Source organism: Rania fehmarnensis, assembly GCF_056494185.1.
In genome coordinates, this window is sequence record NZ_CM151398.1 from 7,676,433 (window position 1) to 7,702,823 (window position 26,391).

At 54.6% G+C, this 26,391-nt stretch carries 21 protein-coding genes; 7 read left to right on the forward strand and 14 right to left on the reverse strand.

Features of this window, described 5'->3' with window-relative positions; all coding sequences use genetic code 11:
* Window positions 1-64: 64 nt before the first annotated feature.
* The 5 genes from SH573x_RS26155 to SH573x_RS26175 all read right to left on the reverse strand — a co-directional run bounded on the left by SH573x_RS26155 (window position 65) and on the right by SH573x_RS26175 (window position 5,770).
* Window positions 65-1,183: a DUF2169 family type VI secretion system accessory protein gene (locus SH573x_RS26155; RefSeq protein ID WP_479351001.1), complete on the reverse strand. Its 1,119-nt coding sequence runs from the start codon at window positions 1,181-1,183 to the stop codon at window positions 65-67.
* 1 nt (window position 1,184) lies between these two features.
* Window positions 1,185-2,291, reverse strand: a complete 1,107-nt coding sequence (locus SH573x_RS26160) for a DUF2169 family type VI secretion system accessory protein (RefSeq protein ID WP_479351002.1) — start codon at window positions 2,289-2,291, stop codon at window positions 1,185-1,187.
* Between the two features lie 22 nt (window positions 2,292-2,313).
* Complete coding sequence (locus SH573x_RS26165) at window positions 2,314-4,368, reverse strand: type VI secretion system Vgr family protein (protein WP_479351003.1); 2,055 nt, start codon at window positions 4,366-4,368, stop codon at window positions 2,314-2,316.
* Between the two features lie 153 nt (window positions 4,369-4,521).
* Complete coding sequence (locus SH573x_RS26170; protein WP_479351004.1) at window positions 4,522-4,998, reverse strand: Hcp family type VI secretion system effector; 477 nt, start codon at window positions 4,996-4,998, stop codon at window positions 4,522-4,524.
* A 295-nt stretch (window positions 4,999-5,293) separates the two neighbouring features.
* Window positions 5,294-5,770 carry an Hcp family type VI secretion system effector gene (locus SH573x_RS26175; protein WP_479351005.1) on the reverse strand — a complete coding sequence of 159 codons (477 nt, stop codon included), beginning with the start codon at window positions 5,768-5,770 and terminating at the stop codon, window positions 5,294-5,296.
* A 250-nt stretch (window positions 5,771-6,020) separates the two neighbouring features.
* On the opposite strand from SH573x_RS26175, the gene SH573x_RS26180 reads away from it, so the two are divergent.
* The 4 genes from SH573x_RS26180 to SH573x_RS26195 all read left to right on the forward strand — a co-directional run bounded on the left by SH573x_RS26180 (window position 6,021) and on the right by SH573x_RS26195 (window position 10,894).
* Window positions 6,021-7,706 carry an FHA domain-containing protein gene (locus tag SH573x_RS26180; RefSeq protein ID WP_479351006.1) on the forward strand — a complete coding sequence of 562 codons (1,686 nt, stop codon included), beginning with the start codon at window positions 6,021-6,023 and terminating at the stop codon, window positions 7,704-7,706.
* 211 nt (window positions 7,707-7,917) lie between these two features.
* Window positions 7,918-9,015: a hypothetical protein gene (locus SH573x_RS26185; protein ID WP_479351007.1), complete on the forward strand. Its 1,098-nt coding sequence runs from the start codon at window positions 7,918-7,920 to the stop codon at window positions 9,013-9,015.
* A gap of 30 nt (window positions 9,016-9,045) precedes the next feature.
* Window positions 9,046-9,309 (forward strand): hypothetical protein, encoded by a 264-nt coding sequence (locus SH573x_RS26190; protein WP_479351008.1) that lies wholly within the window; start codon window positions 9,046-9,048, stop codon window positions 9,307-9,309.
* A gap of 118 nt (window positions 9,310-9,427) precedes the next feature.
* Entirely contained in the window at window positions 9,428-10,894 is a 1,467-nt protein-coding gene (locus SH573x_RS26195) for a DUF1501 domain-containing protein (protein WP_479351009.1), read from the forward strand.
* 106 nt (window positions 10,895-11,000) lie between these two features.
* Here the strand turns inward: SH573x_RS26195 and SH573x_RS26200 are convergent, their stop codons facing one another.
* The 9 genes from SH573x_RS26200 to SH573x_RS26240 form a co-directional block, all read right to left on the reverse strand.
* Entirely contained in the window at window positions 11,001-13,472 is a 2,472-nt protein-coding gene (locus SH573x_RS26200) for a peroxiredoxin family protein (RefSeq protein WP_479351010.1), read from the reverse strand.
* A 260-nt stretch (window positions 13,473-13,732) separates the two neighbouring features.
* Window positions 13,733-14,743 (reverse strand): NAD-dependent epimerase, encoded by a 1,011-nt coding sequence (locus tag SH573x_RS26205; RefSeq protein WP_479351011.1) that lies wholly within the window; start codon window positions 14,741-14,743, stop codon window positions 13,733-13,735.
* Between the two features lie 192 nt (window positions 14,744-14,935).
* The gene (locus tag SH573x_RS26210; RefSeq protein WP_479356811.1) at window positions 14,936-16,549 is read right to left on the reverse strand and encodes an Rne/Rng family ribonuclease; all 1,614 of its coding nucleotides are present in this window, start codon (window positions 16,547-16,549) and stop codon (window positions 14,936-14,938) included.
* Window positions 16,550-16,565: 16 nt separating this feature from the next.
* A complete protein-coding gene (locus tag SH573x_RS26215) occupies window positions 16,566-17,285 on the reverse strand; it encodes a TIGR03936 family radical SAM-associated protein (RefSeq protein ID WP_479351012.1) in 720 nt (239 codons plus the stop codon).
* A 3-nt stretch (window positions 17,286-17,288) separates the two neighbouring features.
* Window positions 17,289-19,037 carry a phosphoenolpyruvate--protein phosphotransferase gene (ptsP, locus tag SH573x_RS26220; protein WP_479351013.1) on the reverse strand — a complete coding sequence of 583 codons (1,749 nt, stop codon included), beginning with the start codon at window positions 19,035-19,037 and terminating at the stop codon, window positions 17,289-17,291.
* A 58-nt stretch (window positions 19,038-19,095) separates the two neighbouring features.
* Window positions 19,096-19,527: an HPr family phosphocarrier protein gene (locus tag SH573x_RS26225; protein ID WP_479351014.1), complete on the reverse strand. Its 432-nt coding sequence runs from the start codon at window positions 19,525-19,527 to the stop codon at window positions 19,096-19,098.
* A 68-nt stretch (window positions 19,528-19,595) separates the two neighbouring features.
* Window positions 19,596-20,075: a PTS sugar transporter subunit IIA gene (locus SH573x_RS26230; RefSeq protein WP_479351015.1), complete on the reverse strand. Its 480-nt coding sequence runs from the start codon at window positions 20,073-20,075 to the stop codon at window positions 19,596-19,598.
* A 256-nt stretch (window positions 20,076-20,331) separates the two neighbouring features.
* A complete protein-coding gene (gene hpf, locus SH573x_RS26235) occupies window positions 20,332-20,676 on the reverse strand; it encodes a ribosome hibernation-promoting factor, HPF/YfiA family (RefSeq protein ID WP_479351016.1) in 345 nt (114 codons plus the stop codon).
* 550 nt (window positions 20,677-21,226) lie between these two features.
* On the reverse strand, window positions 21,227-22,225 hold the full coding sequence (locus tag SH573x_RS26240; RefSeq protein WP_479351017.1) for a DUF1559 family PulG-like putative transporter: 999 nt from the start codon (window positions 22,223-22,225) through the stop codon (window positions 21,227-21,229).
* 279 nt (window positions 22,226-22,504) lie between these two features.
* Here SH573x_RS26240 and SH573x_RS26245 point away from each other — a divergent pair, with 279 nt between their 5' ends.
* The 3 genes from SH573x_RS26245 to SH573x_RS26255 all read left to right on the forward strand — a co-directional run bounded on the left by SH573x_RS26245 (window position 22,505) and on the right by SH573x_RS26255 (window position 26,362).
* Window positions 22,505-23,194, forward strand: a complete 690-nt coding sequence (locus tag SH573x_RS26245; RefSeq protein ID WP_479351018.1) for a class I SAM-dependent methyltransferase — start codon at window positions 22,505-22,507, stop codon at window positions 23,192-23,194.
* Between the two features lie 172 nt (window positions 23,195-23,366).
* Window positions 23,367-25,277 (forward strand): 6-phosphogluconolactonase, encoded by a 1,911-nt coding sequence (locus SH573x_RS26250; RefSeq protein ID WP_479351019.1) that lies wholly within the window; start codon window positions 23,367-23,369, stop codon window positions 25,275-25,277.
* Window positions 25,278-25,342: 65 nt separating this feature from the next.
* Complete coding sequence (locus SH573x_RS26255) at window positions 25,343-26,362, forward strand: SMP-30/gluconolactonase/LRE family protein (RefSeq protein ID WP_479351020.1); 1,020 nt, start codon at window positions 25,343-25,345, stop codon at window positions 26,360-26,362.
* Window positions 26,363-26,391: the final 29 nt, after the last annotated feature.

Below are 26,391 nucleotides of genomic sequence, written 5' to 3' on the forward strand. Positions count from 1 at the left end.
ATGGGAAGCGCAACTGCTCGCAGCATGATCTTACGCATCGATGGTATTGCAGGTGATGGTCCACTCATCGCACGATCACTTGCATCTTCTGCATCTGTGGAAGCCAGTCGAGACCAGGGTAGTCGATGGCCCCGCGCCAAACCAAGTCGATGGAACGCTCATGCAAGTCGATCGCGACGGTGTGCATAACGACCTCAGCCACCTCAGGGCCTTTGCCGATGTCGAGCCCAATAGTTGGACTATCCGCAGGCAAGGCGAACTCGAATGTACCTTCAGGCGTCAGAAATTCAGTGCGCACGCGCTCGCCTCCAACCAGAAAAGGCACAGACAGTCCAGGTGATGCACCACTGAAAAATCTAAAGTCCATATCTTTCAACTGCGTCTTGCCATACGCTTCACGCTGCTCCGGCGGCACCAAAAGCGTGTAAGCTTTGCGCATTTCCTGCTCGTGCTGGCGATCACCTGGCATAATACCGGCCCACCCCGCGCGCGGCATCCAATTTTTGTTGAACCAGCCGAAGCCACTGGGTATCGGCTGCTTCTCCCAATTTCGAAATTCACCAACGCACAAGTTCTCCGGCGTCAGGCGCTGACTTGGCTGTTCCAAGTTGGGCAATGGTAATTGATCAACCGCATCGCGCTGATTAGCTATGACGAATCCACGGCCGACGAAATTTCGAGGATAGGGGTGAGGAACCGATTTGAAGGAGCGTACATCGCAGCCGCCGTAAGATCGTTCGTACTTGAGCTCCATCTGCACAAACGGATTGGGATCCGTAAAACGTGGAGGAGCCCCAGGCACGTAAAGAGCTCGCCGATCGCCTATGACTAAAACTTCTTTGCGAATATCTCCAACTTGAACTGCCGCAATCAGCTTATGACACGGTTGAGCACCTGGCGAATAGGCAGTCGCTTGTATGACAAGATCAGTTGCGAGTTTGAAGGGCACAAAATCGCTCTCGAACTTAACAGAGGAGTTTAAGGGCGAGTCCCAAAATTGATCACCCGAGTTGAGTGGCGCATCCTCGTCGGCTCGCTCGGCCATCCCGCTACTGGTTAGACGATAGCTGCGCTTCAGCAGCACGCTCAATATCGGTTGACCATTGGGCCGCTGACCAGGCAAGACCGTATACTGTCCTGTCGCCTCCGCCGGCATTTGGTCCATCTCGACAACAGAACTCATTTCAGAGTACCTCCGCTTGTAGTCGAGCTACATTGGACCACTCACGGACAGTACCGATTTCATAGATCCCCGCCCAAACCATATCAAGCAGTCCATCATTGGGGCGAATACAGATCGAGTTAAGGCTTGCCTCTAATGGCTGCAGGCCACGTCCCACATCCAAGGCAATTTCAGGGCAGTCGCCAGGAAGTGAAAATTCCAGTGTGCGATCCTGCGTCAACCCATCCAGTCGCATCGGACAGTCGGAAGGTAGATGCTCAATAGACATACCAAGCGACGCGCCATTGCCCAACAACCTTACGTCCGGAGCCAATCGCGATTGAATCGCTTGCGATACGTAGTCCGGCGGCAAAATTCCCATCTGTTCTTCGACTGTCGTCGTACCCACGTGCAGGAAAGGCGGACAGGCGCCAACGAATGCGCACCGAGGAAACCAGTTTCTTTGCCGCCAACCAAATCCTTGAGGCAACGGTTGCCGGTGCCAGTTCCATGGATCACCAATCGATAAACGTTCAGGTGTTAACTGATCTTCGGGATTCTCGATATTGGGTAGCGCCAAACCTTCAATTACTTCGCGATGGCTACCAAGTACAACCCCTTTACCCATATCATTGCGTGGATACCAAAACGGAATTTGAGGATCACTCTTTTCATCCCGCCCACCGTATGCCAACTCGTATCGCAACGGCAAGCTCACAAAGGCTTCGGGCTCTGAATAGCGAGGCAGCCCCCCGGGATTGTAATGGGCTGTTCGATTTCCCCACACAAGTAGTTTCTTGGTTCGCTCACCTACCGTTACGCTCGCGGTCATACGTTCAACGGGCTTGCCACCCGGCGCATAGATCGAGCCAACTACGACTACATCCGTACCGCGGCGCAAGGCTGACATATCCGACTCGAACGCAACTGTCGATGTCAGCGGATCGCCTTCATCGTAGTAGATGTCGACTTTATGAAGCGGTGTATCTTGAGCACTGCGTGTTGCGGCCGCCCCAGGCTTCAAATCATAAGTTCGCTTGACCAATACAGCGACGTAGGTAGAGCTTGGCTGGGTCATACTGGTAACCAGTTCGACCTGCCCATTGAGTGATTGTGACATTGTGGCCATTGGGGCACGCTTGCTTTGCATCTTAAGGATTGAGCATGACCATGCCACCCTTGACGGTATTGGTAGCGCTGCCTTCAGATAGGACGATAGCCCCTTTGGTCTCGTGTTGCGAATCGGCGTAAGAATGGACTATGCCACCTTGAACTGTCGCAGTTGTAGCACCTTTTACCGTGACGTTCAGCCCTTCCAACGTAATGTCACCGCTGGCTGTCATTACCAATTTGCTGCTGCCGGTATGCAAGGTGATCTTGTTGGCAGCATCAATCAAGATTTCTCCGGCCGTCGACTTGATCGTGATATTGCTTTTGACGGTCGTGTCCTGCGTTGAGTTATAGGTCTCTGCCAATGCCCCTTCAACATGATAACTGGCTTTATTGGCCGCCACTCTGTGATCGTAAGTGCCCTCTGTGATGGTAATTTTCGTGGCACCCTTAACAGTTTCTGTGTGCGTACCATCGACGGTAATCGTACGATCGTTGTGAACCGTCTGTGTGTCATCATGTTCAACAGTAGTTGCCATATCGTACTGGGCATGAATGTTGACTAACTCTTTACCAGGAGTGTCATCCATGGACATCTCGTTGTAGCCTTTGCCCTTGTAGGTCTTGGTTTTGATGCCGCTGATGGTTTTGGCGGCGGGCAGACCGAAGGGGGGCATGGACTCTTTGTGGTAGACGCGGCCGGTGATTAAGGGGCGGTCGAGGTCGCCTTCCAGGAATGAAACCACCACTTCTTCGCCCACGCGGGGAATGTCGATGCCACCGAAACTTTTGCCGGCGTGAACCTGGCTGACTCGAATCCAGCAACTGGTGTTCTCGTCCTTCTTGCCTTCACGGTCCCAGTGGAACTGCACCTTCACGCGACCATATTCATCGGTGTAAATTTCCTCGCCCGCTGGACCAACTACTTCGGCAGTCTGCACGCCAGAGACCAGGGGCTGCGGCGTCGTGCGCATCGGTCGGAATTGGCTCTCCTTGGGTATACACGTAAAGCTGTTCGTGTAAACCGCACCCTGCACATCCGAAGTATGCGGGCCAGGCTGCGAGGCCGAGTGGTTCACCGAGGTCAGCAGGTACGACTTGCCCTTCTCATCCGGACAATTCAAATGCTCGGCTAGCTTAAAACAGTAGCCCGGAGAAAACGAACGACAGGTACTCGAACCAAACACCGTATTGAATCGCGATTCTTCCTCCTCCAGACGCACTGCCGCCTCAGACTCACCGTCATCCTTGTTGACGTATTCGCCTGGATAATCGTAGTGCTCGTACGCATCATTGTTGTTGAGCGTAATCGAACTGTGCTTTTGCGAGTTGACCTTTAAGTCGGTCGAAGGATTCACGAAGTCGTAGTCCGTTTGTTCGTACTTGCCAGTGACGAACTCGTAAGCGTGTTCCCAGCTGGTGATCACGTCCTCGTAAGCCTGAATATCAGGACTGTTCGGGAATCGCACTTCAGCTTCTGGCGCGTTGGGATAATCAACCTGGTCCGACAACACCACGGTGTGTGAACCCGGGTCGAACTTGAAGTAATAGTAGACGCCAAATTTCTCGAGCGTACGCGATAAAAAGTTCAAGTCGGTTTCGCGATACTGCACGCAGTGCTCGACCTTACGCTTGCCAAGCACTTTGGCGTTGCCAGGCTCGATCGTCGGATCGACGTGACCGTACGACTTGACTCGCTTGATCACTTCATCCAATACATCTTGAATCGACTTTTCTGCTTTCTCTGGCAGATAGACAAAACAACGCGACGCCCGCGACATGAACCACAGCCAGGGTACGATCCGCACACGATAAATGCGCCAGACCTTCAAGTCCGACTCGGTCGCAACTGTGTTGCTGGCAGCAAAGCTGTTGATGTATCCGTGCACATAGCGAGGCTCGGCCTCGTCGCGATTGATCCGCACGGCCAGCGGCTGGCCGATTACGTCTTCGGGTTTGAGCTTGTCTTTGCGTGAGACGATCGTCAGCGTGAAATCAAACGGCTGAGCCAGTTGCTCGCGCCCCGACAAAGAAGTTAACACCGCTTCTTCACCAAACAGACTAGTCGGTTCGAGTTCAAGTAGTCGCTTTGTCATGACCGAAGAGTCCCAAGTTCGTAACGCAAAAAAAGCCAAGCCATCGGAGCTTGGCTGAATTATTAAACATCCCAAGCCCCAGGTCGAGCAGGCGCGAGCGATAATCCTCTGCGCCTGCGTGGGCTTCATGCCGCGGTTTCGGCCGCCGCGATACTAGGCAGTCTTGCCCTTGGGCACGCTCCAAGCGAAGTCGACACCGCCGCCCTTCTTGCCCTTGGAATCCACTGGGAAGTACTCGATCTTGATCTCTTCGTAGTTGAGCGTCATGTTCTCGCCAGGACGACCTTCGCCGTGGCTGGAGATGTCATACGAAGTGACGTACACGTCCTTTAGCTCATAAGCCATGATCACTTGTGGACCGGAATCGGTCGTGGTCGTCACGTGGATCTGAACCTTCGGGAATGACTTGCCTTCAGCCATCGCCTTGAGCAGCTTAGGCGTCGTCTTGTCCGAGTTCTTCGAAGCGCGAATGTCTTCGAAAATCGTCACGCCAGCCACGCGCTGCGAACCGGTGTTGCCCCCACCACCTTTGTGAGCGCCATTGGAGAACGAGCTCAGCTCGGTCCACTTGTCGTGATCTTTTTCTACTACTTCACCGTCGATGCCATCAAACTTGATGTAAGCTGCCATGATTCGTTTCCTTTTGCTTGAGTACTACTGTATTCGTTTGCCCGACACTACAGTTCTCGTCGGTCAGGCTGTTTGGTTGCTTCAATTCGCTGAATTTTATTCGGGACATCCCGAACCACTTGCGGGCACTATTAAAATGCCTGGCTTTGCCACTAGGTTTGTGTCGACCTTGACTCAGTGGAAGACGCAAGTTCAGTGGAGGCTCAGCCGTACTCCCAACGAAAAAATGCGTGGGGGCCACCCGGCTCCCCCACGCATTCGCCTTGATATATATTTCTTAACCCAACCGCCCGCACTAGGCAGTCTTGCCCTTGGGCACGTTCCAAGCGAAGTCGATTCCGCCGCCCTTCTTGCCCTTGGAATCCACTGGGAAGTACTCGATCTTGATCTCTTCGTAGTTGAGCGTCATGTTCTCGCCAGGACGACCTTCACCGTGGCTGGAGATGTCATACGAAGTGACGTACACGTCTTTCAGTTCATAGGCCACGATCACTTGTGGACCGGAATCGGTCGTGGTCGTCACGTGAATCTGAACCTTCGGGAATGACTTGCCTTCAGCCATCGCCTTGAGCAGCTTGGGAGTGGTCTTGTCCGAGTTCTTCGAAGCGCGAATGTCTTCGAAAATCGTTACGCCAGCCACGCGCTGCGAACCGGTGTTGCCCCCACCACCTTTGTGAGCGCCATTGGAGAACGAGCTCAGCTCGGTCCACTTGTCATGATCTTTTTCTACTACTTCACCGTCGATGCCATCAAACTTGATGTAAGCTGCCATGATTCGTTTCCTTTTACTTGAGTGTTGCTGTGTTCGTTTGCCCGACACTACAGTTCTCGCTGGACATGCCAACTAGTTGCCTGGATTCCACGATTTTTTTCGACTAACTTCCAAGCCACACCAAAGGCCTGCTCTGCCAGGGCAGTTCCGGAATCGCGAGACTGTCGCAGCGGTGAGTCGCTCAATAGACAAAAACGCTATACTAGGCGGGTCGTAAGTCTTTACATGGTCCGACGTTGGGCACATTTGCATGATCGAACTAAAAATACTGGTTTTGCCCAGTGGCAGACAATTGAGCTACACCCTGGAGCCCGGTCAATCTGTTTCACTAGGGCGTGAGCAAGGCGATTTGCGTTTTCCCGACGATGGCCAGATGTCCAGTTTTCATTTGACTTTGGTAGGTGAACAAGCCCAGGTCCACTTTCAAGATGAAGGCAGTACCAACGGGACGTTCCTGAACGGTCGTCGAGCCAACAGTGGCGTGGCCGGGCCAGAGGACGAGCTTTCGCTGGGACAAACACGCATTGAAATCGACGCCCGCAATCGGATCAAACCCAAACCGGCCGTGGTGCGTGAGTCCTCCAGCTCACGCGAGTCCACCAGTTCGCTGGATACGATTCTGGAAGTTCAAGGCAGCCATTCGACGTTGCGGAAAGTCATGCCCGGCGAAAAGATCTCTGTAGGCCGAACGGATCGGTCGGACTGGATTTTTCCCGAAGACGATTTAATGTCAGGCTTGCATTTCGTCATCTCCGGCCAAGGTGAACAGTGGGAGATTGTCGATGCCCGCAGTTCCAATGGCACCTTCCTCAATGCGCAACCGGTTGAGCGCGCAATTCTCAGTCCCGGTGATGTCATCACCGCCGGCGTTACTAAGTTCAATATCAACTTCTTGCCGCTGGAGACCGTTAGTCCACTATCACCTAAAAGTGAATTCTTTCGTCAAACAAACTCCAATTCTGAATCGGGACCAGTCGACACGCAGCCCTTGACCTCAACCGGCGATACCCACCGTAGTCATTGGCAAGAGCCCGGCGATCAACTGGACCATATGTGGCTGGTGGCCCTGCCTCCCGCCCAGGCGACGATATGCATCAAGCAAGGTAGCTCGCTATGGCTAACGCATCGCACTCAGGAAGCTCATCCACCTGGCATCGTGCTGGACTGGACCGATCGCCACTGCCGGGTGTGGACCGCCGATAGTTCTGTGGAGCTGACGGTGAACGACCTGCCAACCAATCAAGCGGAGTTGAGCAACGGAGATACATTGAGCTACGACGGCTGTGCGTACCAGATTTTGTACACCAACGATCCGCGTATTAGCCCTTGGCCCTCCCCCGACCACGATCCGGTTGGCGAACTCGAACCACCACCGGTTGCAGCCAAGCCAGCGGCCGTCGCCTCCCAATTACAACCACAAGAGCCAACAGCATCCCAGCCCACTACATCAGAGCCAGTCACGCCCGTCGATGGGAACCCCGCGGCGGCGCGGCCGGAATCGGTGGTGGCGACTGCTAAGCGCAGCGGCCAGCTGCCGGACGATCTCATTGGTATGCTCGTTGATATGCTAGGGAAAGCCCAGTCCATGTGGCTGGTGATGGTCGACAGCCAGTTTCCTGGGCAACCATCGGTTCCGGTTCCAATCCAAGTGGGTGACGCGTCGTGGATGCTGCAGGTCGAAGCTGGCTGGCCCAAGCACTTGTTTCTAGTGCTATTTGCTCAATCGACCGCTGAAGAGTTGCTGGTGACGCTGCTGGAGCAAGCTCCAAGCGGCTTTGAGTTTACGCGCCAGACAATCGATGATTGGCTTTCCCAATCGCCATCGGTTTTACCCTTGGGAGCCATATTAGGCATTTTGGTTTTGGACGGCACAACGCAGCGCTGGATAGCCTACGGTCAAACACCGCCAAACTGGTTACCAGGCTCTGCCTGGTAACCCAATGCATTGCAGGCTCCGCCTGCGTCGCTTAAACGCAGGCAAGGATAGGGCAGCGATTATGCTCAGCGTTCAACAGCCGGGGCTAATGCCGGCTAACGCCCACGGCTGAGTAATCCGGGACCAATGCATTCGGTTTCGAGTGGGTATCTGCTATAATTAAGGGTGTTCGCCTGCCGCTGCTGGGCCGTTTACCGAAGGAAGATATACCATGCGTTTAGGGACTAACCCTATTACTGGTGTTTGGGCTTGGATCGTGGTTGGATGCTTGAGCATATGGCCGCTGCCGACTGACCAGGTCGCTTGGGCGCAAAAGCCCAAGCCGGACACTGCCACCAAGCCCGACAAGAACAATAGCCAGACTGATTCCAAGCGCAATGCGGCAGCGGCTGCCAAGCCGACTGATGGCTTGAATAATACAGGCGGGGCAATGGAAATTGCCAAGGTCGAAGGCAAGCTGGAAGCCATGCAGCAAGGGGTCATTAAGCTGGGCACCGCCGACAAGAAGGAAATCTTCTTACAGTCTGGGCCGCTGACCGTGATCGCCTACACGGCCGAAGCTGACGCGAAGTGGCTCTCGCCAGGAGTCTCTGTACGCTTCACGGCTAACTTCGATGCTGCCGGCAAACCAACAGCGCCACTGAAGACCCTCGAAGTCTTCACACCTGTAATGACGCGCCGCTTGTCGCCGGAACAGATGCGCGAACAAACTCCAGGTGTCTATCAAGAAGGCAAAGAACCGCCAGCTGGTGCCAAGAACTTATTTAATGGCGCTAACAACAAAGCACCCGCCACGCGCGACAAGAAAGAGCAACTGAAGAAAGATACAGACTCCGCTAATAAAGACACGGCTAAGAAAGACACCACCAAGAAAGATGCGACAACTAAAAAGGACAGCAAGAAAGATGCCTCGGCTGTCGGTGGTGGAAAAGCCTATCGAGTCGTTGGCCAGTTGACCAACATGCAAGACAATATGATTTTGGTAATCGCAGGTCAGCCCATGCAATTGGAACTGGCGCCCGATTGTCAGATCTTGGTGACAGCGAATGAATTGCAAACCGCGCTCAGCCTGGCTGTGAAAGGCGATGATGTCACCGTCTCCGGTCTGCGCAATCCCGCTCAGCCGGCCATCGTCATGGCCGAGCAGATCACGATCAAAGCCGCCAAGAAGTTGACTCAACCAGAAGTCCTTGCCAACAAACGCACCCGACAAACTCGCGGCAAAGACGATGATGACAAAGGCAGGTCCAGTAAAGACAAAGACGGTAAAGACAACGACAAAAAGAAAACTGCCGACAAGAAAAAGTAAGAGTTCATTTGGCAAAAGTTGCCCTGCATAATGTCGAACGAACTACCACCGATCGTCAGCCAACCCGGACAACCTCCTCAAGATGGCATTAAGTCCAGTCGACCGTTGGTGTTCGCCATTCTCTTTGGTGTGACCGGCGCTATTGGGCTACCGCTGCTGTGGTACAGCCCGGTATTTACGCGCAAAGAGAAGGTGTGGTGGTCGATCATCAATATCGCTTACACCCTGGGCCTGGTGTGCATCGCCATCGCATCCATCATCGTCATCCGCAACGCAATCATCGAACTGAACTAAACCGCTGGTGCCCTGGGTAGCCACCGTCGCCAGACGGTGGACTAGACTGGCGGCGAAATCCACCGCTTGGCAGCGGTGGCTACCTAACCTCCCACCTCCCACCCGCAGAATGTGTGCTATGGATCCTCGACTTGAATTTGAGCTCTTGCAGACTCGACGGCAGTTCTTCGGTCGATCTGGTTTGCGACTTGGCGGATTAGCACTAGGTGCCGCGGGATTGATGTCGCTGGATGCAACTGCGCGGGCTGAAGAAGCTCGTGTGCATCCGCCGATGCCAGGCTTGCCGCATTTTGCTCCCAAAGCCAAATCGATTATCTATCTGCACATGAATGGTGGTCCTTCGCAAATCGATATGTGGGACTACAAGCCACAATTGAGCGAGCAGTTCGACAAAGATCTGCCGGACTCGATTCGACAAGGCCAACGTATTACCACGATGACCAGTGGTCAAAAGCGTTTGCCTGTAGCTCCGAGCAAATACAAATTTGCCCAGCATGGACAGTGCGGACGCTGGGTGAGTGAACTTCTGCCACATACCGCCAAGATGGTCGACGAGATCGCAGTCGTGAAGAGCGTTTTCACCAACGCCATCAATCACGATCCGGCCTGCACCTTTGTGATGACCGGCAGCGAAGTACCGGGCAAAGCCAGTTTGGGAAGTTGGCTGGCTTATGGATTGGGTAGTGAAAGTCAGAACTTACCCGCGTTCGTTGTGTTGACTCCTACTTGGTCGGCCAAAGCGCCGGCTCAAGCCTTGTTTACGCGTATGTGGAGCAGTGGTTTCTTGCCCACGCGTTTTAGCGGCGTGGCGCTGCGCAGCGCCGGTGATCCTGTACTTTACTTACAGAATCCGCCGGGCGTTTCTTCGGAAGATCGTCGAGCCATGCTGGATACGATCAATCAACTCAATCAAAAGCGATTCAGCGAACTGGGCGACCCCGAGATTCAAACGCGTATCGCTCAGTACGAGATGGCCTTCCGTATGCAGCACAGCGTCCCAGACCTGGTCAACTGGCAAAGCGAATCGGCTGATACGCTGGCCATGTATGGCGATGATGTGAAGACGCCTGGCACCTATGCTGCCAGTGCCCTGCTAGCGAGGCGACTGGTGGAGCGTGGCGTGCGCGTCGTACAGATTTTGCATCGCGGCTGGGATCAGCACGGCAACATTTCCGGCGACTTGCCCGCGCAGTGCCAAGATGTGGACCAAGCCACCGCTGCACTACTGCAAGATTTGAAGCAACGCGGACTACTCGAGTCGACGCTGGTCGTCTGGGGCGGAGAGTTTGGTCGCACCGTTTATTGCCAAGGCGGACTGACCCGCGAAAATTATGGTCGCGATCATCATCCCCGCTGCTTTACCATGTGGATGGCCGGTGGTGGAATCAAAGGTGGTACGATCGTCGGCGAGACCGATGAGTTCTCGTACAACATCACCGAACGGCCCGTGAACATTAACGACTTCAACGCGACCATCTTGAAGTGCATGGGCGTCAATCACGAACGCTTTACCTTCTCGTTCCAAGGTCTGGATCAACGCCTAACGGGCGTCGAACCCAGCTCGCCAATCTCGGAAATCTTGTAAAGCTGCCGCGTGGGGCCTCCACTGACCTTGTGTCAGTGGAAGCTCGACTTCTTCGGCTAGCCAATCAGTCGTGCATCCACCGAGACAAGCTTGGTGGAGGCAAAACCTACGAGCTCACTTTCAATAAACGCTGTGATTCCTTCAGCAGGAACTCGTCGTCTTTGAAGGGTTCGAAACCGATGTCTTGCCAGAGCACCTGGCCTTGAGCGTCGATCAAGAACGTGCCGTGCAATGGTTGTTTCTCGAAGTCGTCGAAGCAGCGATAGTCTTTGAAAACCTTCAACTCGGCATCCGATAGCAACGGTATGTTCAGAGGCTTGTCATACTTTTCGAGCCCTTGAGCTAACGCTTCGATCGATTCGCTGCTGATGGCCACCAGTTCGATACCAGCCTCGCGGAACTTGTCGGCAACGGGCGAGAATTCATGCAGCTGTTCCATGCAGTGCAAACAACCAAAACCCAAGTAAAAGATCACGATCACCGGTTTGCCGGCATATTTATCCGCAGTGACCGTTTCCGAATTCCGCGTTTGAGCTTGCCAGGCCGGGGCGCGATAGGGCGAATAACGAAACGGACCAAGTTTGTCCAAGTCGGGCCGCGGTCCAATATCGCTGGCAGGTCGACATGGTTTGGCCCACTGCTGATCGTATCCTAACCAGGAGGCTAACGGTTCCAATCGTGCGAACATGGGCGTCGATAGTTCGCTCACACAAGCTGCTTCGCGCAACAATTCAAATTCATCGCGGGCAGCTTTGGCGCCGCTGGTCTGCCAACGAATAAAGGCAGAGGTCGCTCGTGGCAAAACAGTCCCCGGATTGTCTTTGATCTCGCTTTCAACCAGCTTGAAGGCTTCGTCGAGCTTGTCGGCTTTGGCCAGCCATTCGACTTTTAGTAGCTTGTCCCAACCGCCTGCTTTGTCGAACAGTTCGAGAGCTTTATCCCACTGGCCAGCTTGAGCGGCCTGCGAGGCTTCGATGGCGGCAATGGCTTCGGCTAGCTTATCACGCTGGGGCGTGAGCGATTCTTTGCGTTCTTTACGTTCTTTCTCGCGACGCTGCTTGTTGGCTTCGGCCTTCTGTTGATCTTCATCGGAGCACCCGCCGCTGGCCCCCGAGTTGGTGCTGTCAGGCGTCTCGGTAGCTATGGGAGTGGCAACCGGAGTTGAATCTGAGGTTGAGGTTGGGGCGGTGGAATTGCTGACATCATCGGGCGCCGGCGGGGTGCCTTCGTCGGGTCGAGCGGCGACCTGCGGTGGTCGCTCTTCGGTTTCAATCGACTTCAATTCGCGTTCAACTTCCGTCAGACGATCCTTGAGTACGGTCAGCGTCTTGGCCACATCAGGGGATCGATCGAGCATGGCTTCGGCGATGCCGCGATGGCGTAGCCATTCGATCTGATCCTTGGGTTCCTCGCCCAGTTCGACCAGGCCGGCAGCATAAGCATCGAGCATTTGTGACCAGAGTCGATAGGCGCTGAGCGTTTGAACCAGCCGTTCGCGACCATATTTGGCACTGCCACCGTTGAGCGTGTTGAAGCTCGGATGACGTGGCAGTTGAATCATGTTCGTAGCCAAGTCGATCCCGTCCTTGACCCGCCCGATCTTGATCAAGTTGCGGATCATCCATTCGTTGTTGTGCGCAAAGTTATGAATCTGATCGGGCATGAGGCGATCGCGCATCATGTGCGCATGATCGACGCGAGCCGAGGCCTCTTGCTGCCATACCGCATCTTGAAAACGGTTGAGATTTGAATAGGTATGACCAGGCATGTGCCACATGTGGGCAATGCCTGGCAAACTGGGACCACACAGAGCCGCGCTAGGTAGCGCTTGAGCTGGGTCTTTCCGGTCCCACAAGTGAATGCGGTAATGGTGAGCCGGATGCATGGGGTTCTTGTCGAAAACATCTTGCAGCACAGCGTTGATAGCGACATGGCTGACTATGGGCAAGTCGTGGCGATCGTTTTCCCATAACTGCAAACCCAAGAGCGCTTTGGCCTCGATGTCTTCGGGATACTTCAGCACGATCGCTTCCAGATCGCGAGTATAAGTTTCAGCGATCTCTTTCTTGCTCGGCTTCTTGGGCTCTTTGTCTTTGTCTTTGTCAGACTCTTTGTCTGCTTCCTTGTCTTTATCTACGTCGGGTTTACCGAAGCGGCGCTCGGCAGCTTCGATATACATCTGTTCGCGTGGTGAAGCATTGGCTTTGCGCTCCACAGCTTTCGCAACCAATGCACTGGCGCGCTTGCCATTGTTGACGTTGGCCAGGGCCATGCCCCAATAAGCCATGGCACAATTGGGATCCAAGCTGGCCGCCTGGCGAAACGAACGCTCGGCTTCGTAATACCAGAAGCCGTGCAGCTGGGCGACGCCCTGATTGAAGAACTTGCGAGCCTCAGCCTGGCTGGTCGAAACATCGAACTGGATGTTGCTCATGCCTTCCATCAAATAAGCCGCTTGTCGCGGACCTTCGTTGAAGGCTTCGCCATGCATCGAATGCCCCGCCAACGGCTCGTCAGCCTGCAAAGGCGAGCAGCATAGAAGCAGCAAAAAACCAAGTCGGTAGCGAAGGCATTGCATTATAGTCGGCTCATTAGTGGCATAGGCTTCCAGCCAAGTGTGGCATAGGCTTCCAGCCAGTGTCTCTGGTGTGGCATAGGCTTCCAGCCTGTGTTCTCCTTATTTTAACGTACCGACCACCCAGATAGGACTCCCAGCCCGCTGAGAATCCTGGGATTCCAAGCGCAAAGCGACGTGGTGAGTCGGAAAGAGGTACATAGTAAGACACAGGCTGGAAGCCTATGCTACACCAGATACACAGGCTGGAAGCCTATGCCACACTAGGTCACGTATTGCTTGTACCACTGGACGAAGCTGGCGATGCCACTGTCGAGACTGGTGGCGGGTTTGAAGCCGATGGCTGCTTCCAGGGCGCTGGTGTCGGCGTAAGTCTCCATCACGTCACCAGCTTGCATGGGCAGCATGTTCTTGATGGCCGCTTTGCCTAAATGCTTTTCGATCAACTCGATGAAGTAGCCAAGCTGTTCGGGTTGATTGTTGCCGATGTTATAGACGCGGTAGCGACATGTGCTGGTGCCAGGATCGGGATGCAGTGAATCAAAGTTTGGATCGGGCAGAGGCAAAGTATCAACCAACCGTGCCATAGCTTCGACAATATCGGCTACGTAAGTGAAATCGCGGCGCATCTGACCATGATTGAAAACGTCGATCGGCCGACCTTCGCTGATGGCTTTGGTAAAAATGTACAAAGCCATGTCGGGTCGCCCCCAAGGCCCATAGACGGTAAAGAATCGCAGGCCTGTCGTCGGCAGATCATACAGATGGCTGTACGTGTGCGCCATCAGCTCGTTGGCTTTTTTGGTTGCAGCGTACAAGCTGATCGGGTGATCCACGCTGTGATGTACGGAAAAGGGTTGCAATTTATTCGAACCGTATACACTGCTGCTGCTGGCATACAACAGGTGCCCCACACCATGATGCCGACAACCTTCCAAGATGTTGATGAACCCGACCAGATTGCTGTCGATATAAGCGTGCGGATTGGTCAGCGAATAGCGCACGCCGGCTTGAGCGGCCAGATGCACCACGCGCTCGAACTGTCCCTGGGTGAACAGTTGATCCATGGCTGCGCGATCGGCACAGTCGATTTGCTCGAAACGAAAATTCGGGTGCGAAGTCAACTGCGCCAAACGATCGCGTTTCAGTTGCACATCATAGTAACTGTTCAGATTATCCAAGCCGACCACCTGTTCGCCGCGAGCCAATAAGCTCTGCGCGAAATGAAAGCCGATAAACCCGGCAGCACCAGTTACTAATATCGTGCGTGGCATGAGTTTTAAGCGGTACGCGGTAAGGTGTAAGCGGTAAGGTGTAAGCGGTAAGGTGTAAGCGGTAAGGTGTAAGTAGTAAGCAGTAAGGTGTGAGGTGTAAGCCTACTCCTACTCCTACTCCTACTCCTACTCCTACTCCTACTCCTACTCCTACTCCTAATTCCTTATTCCTTATTCCTTATTCCTTACTTCTTACTTCTTGTCTTCCAGGAAGGCCAGATCGACCAGGTTGCCGGCATCGTCGCGGCAATCGATTTCGAAGTGTTCGGGGAAGAGGGCTTCGCTGCCGAGGATTTGCACGTTAACTTTGCTCTCTTCTTCGATCTGCATCACGGCGCGGCGTTTGCGGTTGTTGACGTACGCAGCCACTTTGTCGTTGACGCGAATGGTAATGCGACTGGCGCGGGGTGCATGGCAGGCCATGGTCAAGATGCGCACGACTTCGATCGCCATGCTCTCGGCTGTTTTGACAACGGCTCGCCCTTGGCAGCAAGGACAATCTTCGTAGACGCTGCGTTTGAGGCTGGGTCGAATGCGTTGCCGCGTCATTTCGATCAGGCCGAATGGGCTGGTCCGCAAGATCTTGGTGCGAGCTCGATCGCGGCGCATGGCATCACGGAGGGCGCGCTCGACTTTGCGACGATGGGTTTCGCGTCGCATATCGATGAAGTCATTGACGATCACGCCGCCTAGATCGCGCAACCGCAGTTGGCGTGCGATTTCTTTGGCAGCGGCCATATTCAAGTGGAAAGCATTTTCTTCGGCCGAATCATCGCCGCGGAAGTTGCCACTGTTGACGTCGATGGCCACCAGGGCCTCGGTCGAATCGATGACGATGGAGCCGCCGGCTTTTAGCGGAACTTTGCGCTGTTGAATGCGGGCGATTTCGTGTTCCAAATTGTATTTGTAGAACAGTGGTTCGCGGCCTTCGTAGTATTGCAAGCGGCTGACGTAGCGGGGCATGACCAGTTGCAAAAACTCTTTAGCGCGTTCGTATGAATCTTTTTCATCGACGATGATCGCATCGATATCTTCGGAGAAGATATCGCGGATCGTGCGAATGATCATGTCGCTTTCTTCGTAGATATCCGCCGGGGAGCCGGTATTCTTCAAGCGACGCACGAGGACTTTCCAGAGTCGGAGCAGGTAGGCCATATCGCGCGACAGTTCGCGCCGCGTTCGGTCTTGACCGGCGGTGCGGACGATGAATCCTAAGCCCTTAGGTGGATTGAGCTCCTGCAGGGTTTGCCGCAAGGTGCGACGTTTTTGATCGTCTTCGATCTTGCGACTCACGCCCACGCGGCCCAGGGCTGGCATCAGCACCAGGTAGCGGCCGGGGATGCTGATATACGTGGACAGGGTAGGGCCTTTGGTGCCGATGCCTTCTTTGATGACTTGCACCAGAACTTCGTCGCCGCGTTTGAAGATCTCTTGAATGGGTGGCTTGAAGCGGGGGCGATTGCCCCGCATGGGCTTGCGTCGGCGGGCTTGATCGTCATCGTCATCATCGATATCAGCCCCTGGGTAGTTGCCATCGGCGATTTCATCTGGGTCATAACCGGCTTGGCGAAAGTACTGGGCTTCGACATCGCTGACGTGCAAGAAACCATTGCGGCCTACGCCAAAGTCGACGAACGCGGCTTGGATACTTGGCTCGAGATTGACGATGCGACCTTTGTAGATGTTTCCCGCGAAGTTGTTCTGGCTGGCTCGTTCGGTGTACAGTTCTTCCAGCACGCCATCTTCCAAAACGGCGATGCGACACTCCTCGGGTTGGGAGACATTGATCAGCATTTCTTTGCGCATAGAGGGAGTTCTTTCTTTACGTTGATTGTTCATTTTGTGCTTGAAGTTCCGCTGTCGCGGCTTCTGCCTCAGCGCTAGGAGCGTGAGTGGCCGACGCAGCGCTGGAGCTGGAGGCCAGGTGCACGCGAGTGCGCGTCAGCACGGCTCCAGCCGGCAAGATATGCGCGATTGAAAGGGCTTGCACGAGTTCAGATGGTCTGAGCGAACCGGCAGCGGTCGTGGGCAATGTGAATCGCAACACATTGCCATCACAGTTGACTTCCAAAAGAGGATCACTGAAGCGTGCGACCATCGTCTTACCGTCGCGCTTGACTTCGATTTGACCGCTAGCCCGCAGTCGATCGAGAGTCTCGCGAGCAGTAACAGCATCGCTTTCATCGAGTGGCACTTCGTAGGTAGCGGCGATCATAAGCGCTTTGCCCCTACCGGGCGTCAATTCGGCCAGGCTGAGCAGTTGCATGCCTTCGGGCATTTGCTGCTCGATCTGCGTGCGAGCCTGACCGAGATCAACCAGTCCGATTAAGTCCATCTCGACAATTTCATCCAAGGCTACGATGCCCAAGGCCAGGGCAGATGGGAAACTGATTTTGGGTTTGGGATGAAACCCTTCGCTAAAGGCGAGCTTCAGACCGGCTCGACGCAGCAAACGTTCCCACAGTCGCGCGAGATCTCGATGACTGATCCAGCGCAGGTCTCCGCTCTTGGTGAAGTGAATTCGAATGCGTGTCTTGGTCATGCTTTACACCCCTAGCGCCAGTTCAGGAACCAGCGTCGCGAAGTGCGACATCAGATACGCATCGACCTCTCGGGCTGTCTCGAACTCCATGGCCCGTGCCGCCAGCATTTGACATTGCTCTAGCGTCACGGTACGAATGGCGTGCTTGACACTCGGCAAAGCCGAGGGAGGCGCCGACAGCGTGCGCACTCCGAAACCAACCAGCAGCAGAGCATAGGCTGGTGTAGAACTCATCTCTCCACAGACGCTGACATCGATGTTGTGGGCTCGAGCTAAATCGACCGAAGTCTTAATCAGCCTGAGCACGGCGGGATCGACTGCCATATAGAGGTCGGCCACATATTCGTTACTGCGGTCGACCGCCAGCGTGTACTGCGTCAGGTCATTGGTACCGATACTGATGAAGTCGACTTCGGGCAAGAAGCGATCGAGCATGAGCACGGCGGCGGGCACTTCGACCATCATACCGACCGGGACATGCTTGGGTACTTCGATACCTTCTTCGCACAAGTCATCAGCGACTTGACGCAAGACCATCCGCGCTGTGCGTAGTTCGTGCAGCGTGGTGATCATGGGAAACATGATTTGCAAGTTACCGCCACAGGCGGCGCGCAGGGCGGCCCGCAGTTGTGTGCGGAACAAAGCTGGGTTGCGGAGCGACAGGCGAATGCTGCGCAGTCCCAGGAATGGATTGTGTTCTTGTTCGACCAGCGGCTTGCTGCCCATCTTGTCGGCACCCAGGTCGAGGGTACGAATGACGACCGGCATATCGCCTAGTTGTTTGACGACAGTCGAGTACGCCTGGTAATGCTCTTCTTCGCTGGGTTCGGTGGCTGAACCTAAGTAGAGAAACTCGGTGCGATAGAGTCCGACGCCGGTGGCGCCGCGGGCCAGGCAGGCTTTGACTTCGTGTGGAAACTCGATGTTGGCTAGCAGCGATACTTCGCAGCCGCAGCGTGTCACTGCTGGCAGATCGCGATTGGATTCCAGTTTAGCCGCGCGGCTCTGGCGATCTTCGCGACGCTCGAGATATTGAATGCGAATTTTTTCATCGGGATTGACGATGACACGTCCGCGGTAGCCATCGACGATGATCGTGCTGCCGCCGCGCAGTTTGTAGAGGAACGGCCCCAAGCCAACGACGGCGGGGATTTCCAGGCCACGGGCAACGATGGCCGTGTGTCCCCCAGGTCCACCCACTTCGGTGCAAAAGCCCATCACGCGATCGCGATCGAGCCTGGCAGTTTCGCCGGGCGTGAGATCATGACAGGCCAGAACGCCTTTATCGCTTTTGTCAAAGAAGTTGTCGGTTGGATGACCACCAAGGGCTTCCAGCAGCACGCGTTCCACGTCGCGAATATCGACGGCGCGCTCGGCCATGATCGAGCTGCCCATGCGGCGAAAGGCTTGGGCATACCGCGTGAAGACGGTTGATACAGCGTATTCGGCGCTGTAAGCCTCGTCTTTGATTAAGTGCTGCAGCTCGTTCTGCAGACTGGGGTCGAGCAGGATTTGTTGGTGAGCGGAGAAGATTTGCCCGACGTGTTGACCGAGCATGCGCGAGGAGTTTTCGCGGTCATTATCCAGACGAACCGACGCAGCCTCAATCGCTTGAAGCAAGCGTTCCGATTCACTCTTCAGGTCCACAGGTGCTACCTGGCAGCGTGTGATCCGGTACCCTTCCTGGTCCAGAATCAACACCTGACCGATGGCTACTCCCGGTGAGACCGCAATGCCTTGCAGTTCCAGCATGGTGACAAGCGGCGGTTTGCCAAAGGGACAAACATCGCGTGGTTGGTGTTTCTTGGTATTAAGGTGTTGTGTTCGGGGCCGGAGGTGACGTCACTTCCGAATCGTTTTCATTCTCGTTAAACCCCAACGCGAACAGCTCCGACAACGCCTGCACCGCTTCGGCCGCTCCATCTCCCGAAGCTCGCAAATTGAGCTGGGTACCTTGAGAGGCCGCTAAAGTCAGAATGCCCAGGATGCTCTTGCAGTCAACGGCTTGGCCATCCTTGATGATTTCGATTTGACACTGGTATCGGCTGGCAGTGCGCACCAACATATCAGCAGGGCGCATGTGCAGCCCTAACCGATTGAGGACGACGACTGTTTGCGTAGATGTTTCCATCAACCGAACCGTATCTCGAAAAGTACCGAAGCGAATTGAACTGGTGCGTTTCTGAATTTGTGCTGGTGGTCGTTTTCTCCGAAAGCGACCGCGGGCTGTTTTTGAGTTCATCAAAGACACAGGCTGGGAGAGCCTATGCCACGTTCAGGAACACAGGCCGAATCGGCCTATGCCCCACTTCAGGCCTGGCCAAAGTGGTTGTTATCCGCCTCTTCCAACAATTGCAAAATATCCGGAGTCGTCTTGCTCTGCTTGAGGAAACGACAGAACGTTTCGTCGCGCAGTTGACGCGAGATGTTTTCCAGGGCACGCAGGTGATCGCTGGGACGATCTGGTGGTGAGATGAGCAAAAAGAAGAGTTGAACTTGTTCGCCATCGAGGCTATCGAATTCAACGCCGTCGGCACTGACGCCTACGGTGCCGACTAACTTCTTGACGCTGGGATGCTTGGTGTGCGGCACTGCGATGCCGCGACCAATCCCTGTGCTGCCCAGTTCCTCACGTTTGAGAATCGCTTTGACGATATCATCGCGATCGGCGGCACTGATTTCACCGGCCGCTTGCAATGAATCGACCAATTCGCCGATCACCGCTTCTTTGCTGTTGGAAGCCAGCGAAGCGCGAATGGCGCCTTGGCTAATAAAATCTGAAAATTTCATTCATGGTTCCTTTCTCGGAATCTCCTCCTCAAAGGGGAGCTGGCGCAGGTGGCGAGCGACACTGGCTCAAGGCCGCGCAATCGCGCCGGCGGCCTCGGTCCAGGAGCTGGTTGCCAGAAACGTTCCCCGCCGAAAGGATTAGCAGACCGTATAAGTTGGCTTGGACGAGCTCAACTTTTCTAGCCAGCCGTAAAGCGATTCAGGGATCGCTCAACTCCGGCACAGATGTTTACTTCGGCAGGAACGCTTGTCCCGGTTACTCGTCCCGCGTCTCGTCTTTGGTCGGAATATGTTTAACGCTTGAGACCTTGTGTCCCGTCAGTTTCTCTTTATGTTTGCGAAGCTGTTGTTCCACTTTACCCATGGCTGAATCAAAGGCCGACAGCACGGTCGCCGCGTTAGCCGAAGCGACGAATTCTGGGGCATGTTCAGCCGTTACATTGATTTCTAACCAAGGATTCTCTTGGTGTTGAAAATCAACCGTAATGGATATCGCGTTGATGCGATCATGAAACTTCCGTAGCTTTTCAGCCTTCTCGCGAATTACGTCGTTGTCCGGTCCGCTAAGTGTTCCATGGCGCGCGGATACATTGATTTGCACTCGAAATCTCCAGTTGAAGCAAACCAGCCTCGGATAAATTTTCCTGGTAGTCTGCGATCCCAGTAAAGTCGATCTGTGCCGCTGCACCTACCTTTTGCAGGACCGCATTCTCCCAGCATTGTAGCTTTGGACCGCGATGCCGCTATACGACATGCCACCTCTAGAGAGTCAAATAGCGGTTTTTAGCCACGCACGACTCTATTGGGGGGTAATCGTGTCCCGGTGAACTGCCCCCCTGACCCAAGTGGTCTAACACCCGACGTCTGTCCCCCATCCCGCCCGGGGACAGAGCACGCGCACGCGGGGTCACAGTCCCCATGCCAGCAAATCATCCCGTGGTCTGTCCGGTCTGTCCCCAGCAAATCATCCCGTGGTCTGTCCCCAATTGAATACGGGGACACACCATTGATCTTTTTGCTAGCGTTACTAAATATTCGCGCCGGGGCCCCCCGTTCTGGCAGCACCTAGCACCCGGCGTCGGCCTCACTCCCGGTGTCTGTCCCCCGTCGCATAACACTAATGCTCGCAAAACAGAAGGCTGGTGGCTGTGCTAGTATTCGCCAGCAATATCGCCGCGGTCGCGGGTCAACAAGGCCACGAAGGTCTTGGCGTCGATGGTGGCTGCAAGAAATTGAACCGAACCATCGCCGAACGTGAACATGGCCCCACCAGTGTGGAATGAATAGATCTCTGAGTCGTTGGTGCAGTTCATCAAGCAATTGCCAACGATCGTAGTGTTGCCGCTATTTTTGCTGTCATTTTGAAGTCCCGCGGCATTGGCCCCGTCGATACTAAAGCCACTATTGATATCTGCCCAGCCCCAGCCGTCAGACGTGGTGGGAGTACCAAAGGCTGAGTTGCCGGTGCGTGGATTGAGAGATTTCTTGCCCGAGATAAAGCAACTCGGACGCCCCGCTCCTTCACCCAAAACCGCCGTATTCGACAAGCCGTCGGTAATGCTGGCTAAACGCACGCCTTCAGGCCCGCGGCCCAAGGCTCCGAACGTGTCCTTTACTCCCAACGAGGGCAAACCGGCCAGCACGAACATGGAGTTGCGTACGGCATTGATCGAACCGTAATCGGCATATCCCCATAGCGGCCGATCGGTGCGCGTACCACCCGTGACATCGGAATACAGATTCTGAGCTGGCAAATCGCGGTCAGATGGCGCCGAAGGGCACAGCATTGTAGGTATGCGGACCGTGGTCAGCGGATCATTGACCGGTGCATACCAAGGTGTTCCAAACTGGTAGCTGGCATGGATGGTGGTTTGTTCGATGTAAGGCAGGATCATCGCTGTCCAGGATTGCTGGAAAACCTGGGGAGAACTCAGGTTGATGCGGCTGGGCGGCCATCTCTTGTGCGCACTTTCATAGTTGTGCAACGCCAAACCCAGTTGCTTCATGTTGTTACTGCAGCTCATGCGGCGAGCCGCTTCGCGGGCAGCTTGGACTGCGGGAAGGAGCAAGCCCACCAAAATTCCAATAATCGCAATCACGACCAACAACTCTACCAACGTAAAACCCGACCTTGGACGAGAGTTTTGCATGGCTCTGACATTCCTCTTAAGAAACTGCGTGCTCGATATAGAACTGACTTCAGGCCAGCATCGTAAGGGTCGATCAAGCTCGTTGGATTAAGATCCTGTTAAGGATTGGCGAAGAAGTCATAAAGACTGCAACGCTTGCCCGCAACCTTGAGGTTTGTCATAGTGGGGATAGGCCTACAGGCTGTGAACCCCGCGATTATCACGCAGTGAATAGAACCCGCGGGCCAGCGACCTACGCCGCTATTCAAGATACGCTTGTGCCACTATTGGGAGAGCAAAATGAAATATATACTCGTGGTGGCTTGGTTGATCCTGGTACCTTTTTGCGTCGCGCAGGATGTGACGAAGGCGGACGACAAGATCCCGCCGGCCAAGAGCAAGTTCATGGGACGGCGCATCGCTCAGGCCATGAGCTTTCATGGCGCCAACTGGCTCATTCGCGACGAGCGCGAAGAAGAAGAGCGTCCCACACAAGTCTTGGCTCAGTTGAATCTTAAGTCCGGCATGACGGTGTGCGACATGGGGTGTGGCAATGGTTTCTACTCATTGGCAATGGCCCAGACAATCGCGCCGGGCAATGTGCTGGCGGTCGATATTCAGCCCGAGATGCTACACCTATTAAAACTGCGAGCCGACGACGCCAAAATCGACAACATCAAGCCGTTGCTGGGGACGGTTGTCGACCCGCAACTGGCCGCTGGCACAGTCGATTTAGTATTGATGGTGGACGTGTATCACGAGTTCTCGCATCCCGAGCAAATGATGGCGGCGATTCGCAAGAGCCTGAAACCCGACGGACAGATTGCGCTGCTGGAATATCGTGAAGAGGACCCTAAGGTACCGATCAAGCCAGAGCACAAGATGAGTAAGAAGCAGATTCTCAAAGAATACTCGGCTCATGGATTCAAACTGGTCAAAGAATACGACGAATTGCCCTGGCAACATTTGATGTTTTTCCAGGCCGAATAGGCCAATCCCGCAGTGCCAATTGGCTCCAGCCTGGAGTGCCGCTGACTCTGCCACTTACTTGAAGCAGCGATTAGACTATTGTGTGTCTCAAAAGAGCGGTCTGACGCCCGATTGAAACCTGCGTAGTCTGTGCAGGAAAAAAGAGACTTGCCTTCTTTGCTAAGGATCGATAGTGACTGCTTTGGAAGTTACGCCGTCTACGAATTACGCAGCCAGTAAAGCCAGACCAATTCCTGGAACGCATCTACCTGCGTTTATGTTCTCGACCGGACGCGATTTGGCCCGGCATGCGGCTCAGATGATTGCTCGCTTGATTCGCGAGCGGACCGAACTGGGGCAGCGCACCGTATTGGCCCTGCCGACAGGCAGTACGCCGGTGGGAACCTATCGAGAGCTGATCCGTTTACATCAAACCGAGGGTCTCGATTTTTCATCCGTCGTCGCCTTTTGCGTCGATGAATATTACGGTTTACCGGCTGATAGTCCACAGACTCACAAGCTGTGGTTGTCCGAACACTTCTTTGGGCACGTGAATCTCAAGGCCGAAAACATCCACTGCTTTGATGGCACGATTGGGCCTGGCGATATTGATTTGCATTGCCGCCGTTATGAAGAAGCCATTCAAAATGCGGGCGGCTTTGATTTAGCCTTGCTGGGCATTGGTCGCAATGGTCACATCGGTTTCAATGAACCCTTTTCCGTGCGCAAGAGCCGCACTCGGATGTGCACGCTTGATCCGATCACGCGCCAAGCAGCGGCTAGCGATTTCTTTGGTGAAGAAAACGTACCGACCCAAGCCCTTACCGTTGGCTTGGGGCAAATCTTGGCCGCGCGTCATGTATTGCTGCTGGCGCTGGGGGAACACAAAGCGTCCATCGTGCGCGAGACACTCGAAGGTGCGATCAGCGATCGCGTGCCCGCATCGTACTTGCAAGAACATGCTGATGCGCGAGTGCTGTTGGACTTATCCGCTGCGGGCGGATTGACCGGCGTGGCCAAGCCCTGGCTCTTGGAGAATGTCAGCTGGTCAGAGAGTCTCATCAAGCGGGCCGTACTGTGGCTGTGTGAACAAACCGGTAAGGCTTTACTCAAGTTGGATGATGACGACTTTCGGCAGCATGACTTGCATCAGTTGCTGCGGCATCATGGTCCGGCACAGAAGATCGCACATCGCGTGTTTCGCTGGATGCAGGATACGATTGAGTATCATCCTGCCGGTCGCGAACCCAAAACAATACTCTGCTTCAGTCCGCATCCGGATGACGATGTGATTAGTATGGGCGGTACGTTGATTCGCTTGGTCGAAGACGGGCATCGCGTTCACGTGGCATACATGACCAGCGGCAACATCGCGGTCTTTGATCATGATGCGCTGCGTGTGGCCGATATGGTAACTGAATACAACCGCATGTTTGGTATCGATCAGCAGAAATCGCAGGAAGTCGAAAATCAGGTGCGTCAGTCGCTAGAATCGAAGAAGCCTGGTCAGCCTGATCATGAGACGATCTTGAAGATCAAGCAGTTGATTCGCTGGAGCGAAGCTCGGGCCGGAGCCGTGCAAGTAGGTTGCCGTGAAGACGATCTACATTTCCTCGACTTGCCGTTCTATCGCACGGGCACGATCGCCAAACGCCCGATGGGCTGCGAAGACACCGCAATTATTCGCGGCCTCCTCGATCAAGTCAGACCCGATCAAGTCTATGTGGCCGGCGACCTGGCCGATCCCCACGGTACGCATCGCGTTTGTGCCGAAGCGATCCTGAAGGTGCTGGACGATATGCGGGCCGAGAATCTGCCGCTACCTGAAGTGCTCATGTACCGCGGTGCCTGGCAAGAGTATGCGCTAGATGAAATCGAAATCGCCGTGCCCCTTAGCCCCAGCGATATTGAATTGAAGCGTCAAGCCATCTTCATGCATGAAAGCCAAAAGGACGAAGCGCTTTTTCCAGGTTCCGATCCCCGCGAGTTTTGGCAGCGGGCTGAAGATCGCAACAAGGGCACCGCTGAGAAGTATAACCAAATCGGCTTACCCGAGTTCTTTGCGTTGGAGGCCTTCACGCGTTGGAAGGGCAACCCGATTTGAGAGATCGAACAATCGCACAACTGCCTCTCTCCCCACCACTACCCTTTGCCTACTGGAGCAACATCGTGAGTTTCCGTTTACATTTGAGTGCGGCTCTGGCTGTACTGCTGGTCTGTTCAACTTGGATGGCTACTCCCGGATGGTCACAAATGAAGATCGGTTCAATTGAACGTACGACTCCCAAAATGGATGAACTGGTCGCCAAGGATGCAGTCATCGAAGTGCTCGCGGAAGGTTTTACGTGGACCGAGGGACCGGTGTGGGTTGGAGGTGCCAAAGACGGTCATTTGCTGTTCTCCGACATTCCACGCAACAGTATTTTCAAGTGGACTCCCGGTGCGGGTATCTCGCTCTTTATGTCGCCCTCGGGCTACACGGGCGTAACGTATTATGGGCTGGAACCCGGCAGCAATGGACTGATACTGGACAAGCAAGGTCGGTTAATTTGTTGTGAACATGGCGACCGGCGCGTGAGCGTGTTAACCAAAGACGGTGGCAAGCTGACTTTGGCTGATCGCTATCAGGGCAAACGCCTGAACAGTCCCAACGATGCGGCTCTTAAGAGCAACGGAGATATTTACTTTACGGATCCACCCTACGGATTGCCGCAGCGTTATGACGATCCGCGTCGCGAGTTGGATCACTGTGGAGTTTATCGCATCGGCAGCGATGGCAAGTTAACTTTGCTGACGACGGCCCTTGAACGTCCTAATGGAATCGGTTTTTCGCCTGATGAGAAGACGCTGTATGTGGCTCAGTCGGATCCCAAGAAAGCGATTTGGATGGCCTTTCCAGTCAAAGAAGACGGTACGTTGGGTGAGGGCAAGTTATTCCATGATGCTACTGAATTTGTCGGTGACAAACATCCAGGTTTGCCTGATGGCTTGGCCGTTGATGCTGCGGGCAATGTGTTTGCCAGCGGTCCCGGCGGCGTATGGGTCTTTGGAACCGATGGAAAACTGATCGGCAAGATTGTCACCGGCGAACGCACGAGCAACTGCAAGTTCGGCGAAGATGGTTCATCGCTCTTCATCACTGCCGATTCCTACTTATGCCGAGTGAAGACCAAAACCAAAGGCAAATAGCATTTGGTAGCCGAAGTCGCCAGACTTTG

Coding starts and splice junctions, on each gene's coding strand:
- SH573x_RS26210 (WP_479356811.1), bottom strand. CDS start 16,549: ATGCGCAAAGAAATGCTGATCAATGTCTCCCAACCCGAGGAGTGTCGC.
- SH573x_RS26155 (WP_479351001.1), bottom strand. CDS start 1,183: ATGAGTTCTGTTGTCGAGATGGACCAAATGCCGGCGGAGGCGACAGGA.
- SH573x_RS26215 (WP_479351012.1), bottom strand. CDS start 17,285: ATGACCAAGACACGCATTCGAATTCACTTCACCAAGAGCGGAGACCTG.
- ptsP (WP_479351013.1), bottom strand. CDS start 19,037: ATGCTGGAACTGCAAGGCATTGCGGTCTCACCGGGAGTAGCCATCGGT.
- SH573x_RS26160 (WP_479351002.1), bottom strand. CDS start 2,291: ATGGCCACAATGTCACAATCACTCAATGGGCAGGTCGAACTGGTTACC.
- SH573x_RS26200 (WP_479351010.1), bottom strand. CDS start 13,472: ATGCAATGCCTTCGCTACCGACTTGGTTTTTTGCTGCTTCTATGCTGC.
- SH573x_RS26240 (WP_479351017.1), bottom strand. CDS start 22,225: ATGCAAAACTCTCGTCCAAGGTCGGGTTTTACGTTGGTAGAGTTGTTG.
- SH573x_RS26230 (WP_479351015.1), bottom strand. CDS start 20,075: ATGAAATTTTCAGATTTTATTAGCCAAGGCGCCATTCGCGCTTCGCTG.
- SH573x_RS26205 (WP_479351011.1), bottom strand. CDS start 14,743: ATGCCACGCACGATATTAGTAACTGGTGCTGCCGGGTTTATCGGCTTT.
- SH573x_RS26195 (WP_479351009.1), top strand. CDS start 9,428: ATGGATCCTCGACTTGAATTTGAGCTCTTGCAGACTCGACGGCAGTTC.
- SH573x_RS26175 (WP_479351005.1), bottom strand. CDS start 5,770: ATGGCAGCTTACATCAAGTTTGATGGCATCGACGGTGAAGTAGTAGAA.
- SH573x_RS26165 (WP_479351003.1), bottom strand. CDS start 4,368: ATGACAAAGCGACTACTTGAACTCGAACCGACTAGTCTGTTTGGTGAA.
- SH573x_RS26225 (WP_479351014.1), bottom strand. CDS start 19,527: ATGAACTCAAAAACAGCCCGCGGTCGCTTTCGGAGAAAACGACCACCA.
- SH573x_RS26180 (WP_479351006.1), top strand. CDS start 6,021: ATGATCGAACTAAAAATACTGGTTTTGCCCAGTGGCAGACAATTGAGC.
- SH573x_RS26170 (WP_479351004.1), bottom strand. CDS start 4,998: ATGGCAGCTTACATCAAGTTTGATGGCATCGACGGTGAAGTAGTAGAA.
- SH573x_RS26185 (WP_479351007.1), top strand. CDS start 7,918: ATGCGTTTAGGGACTAACCCTATTACTGGTGTTTGGGCTTGGATCGTG.
- SH573x_RS26190 (WP_479351008.1), top strand. CDS start 9,046: ATGTCGAACGAACTACCACCGATCGTCAGCCAACCCGGACAACCTCCT.
- SH573x_RS26245 (WP_479351018.1), top strand. CDS start 22,505: ATGAAATATATACTCGTGGTGGCTTGGTTGATCCTGGTACCTTTTTGC.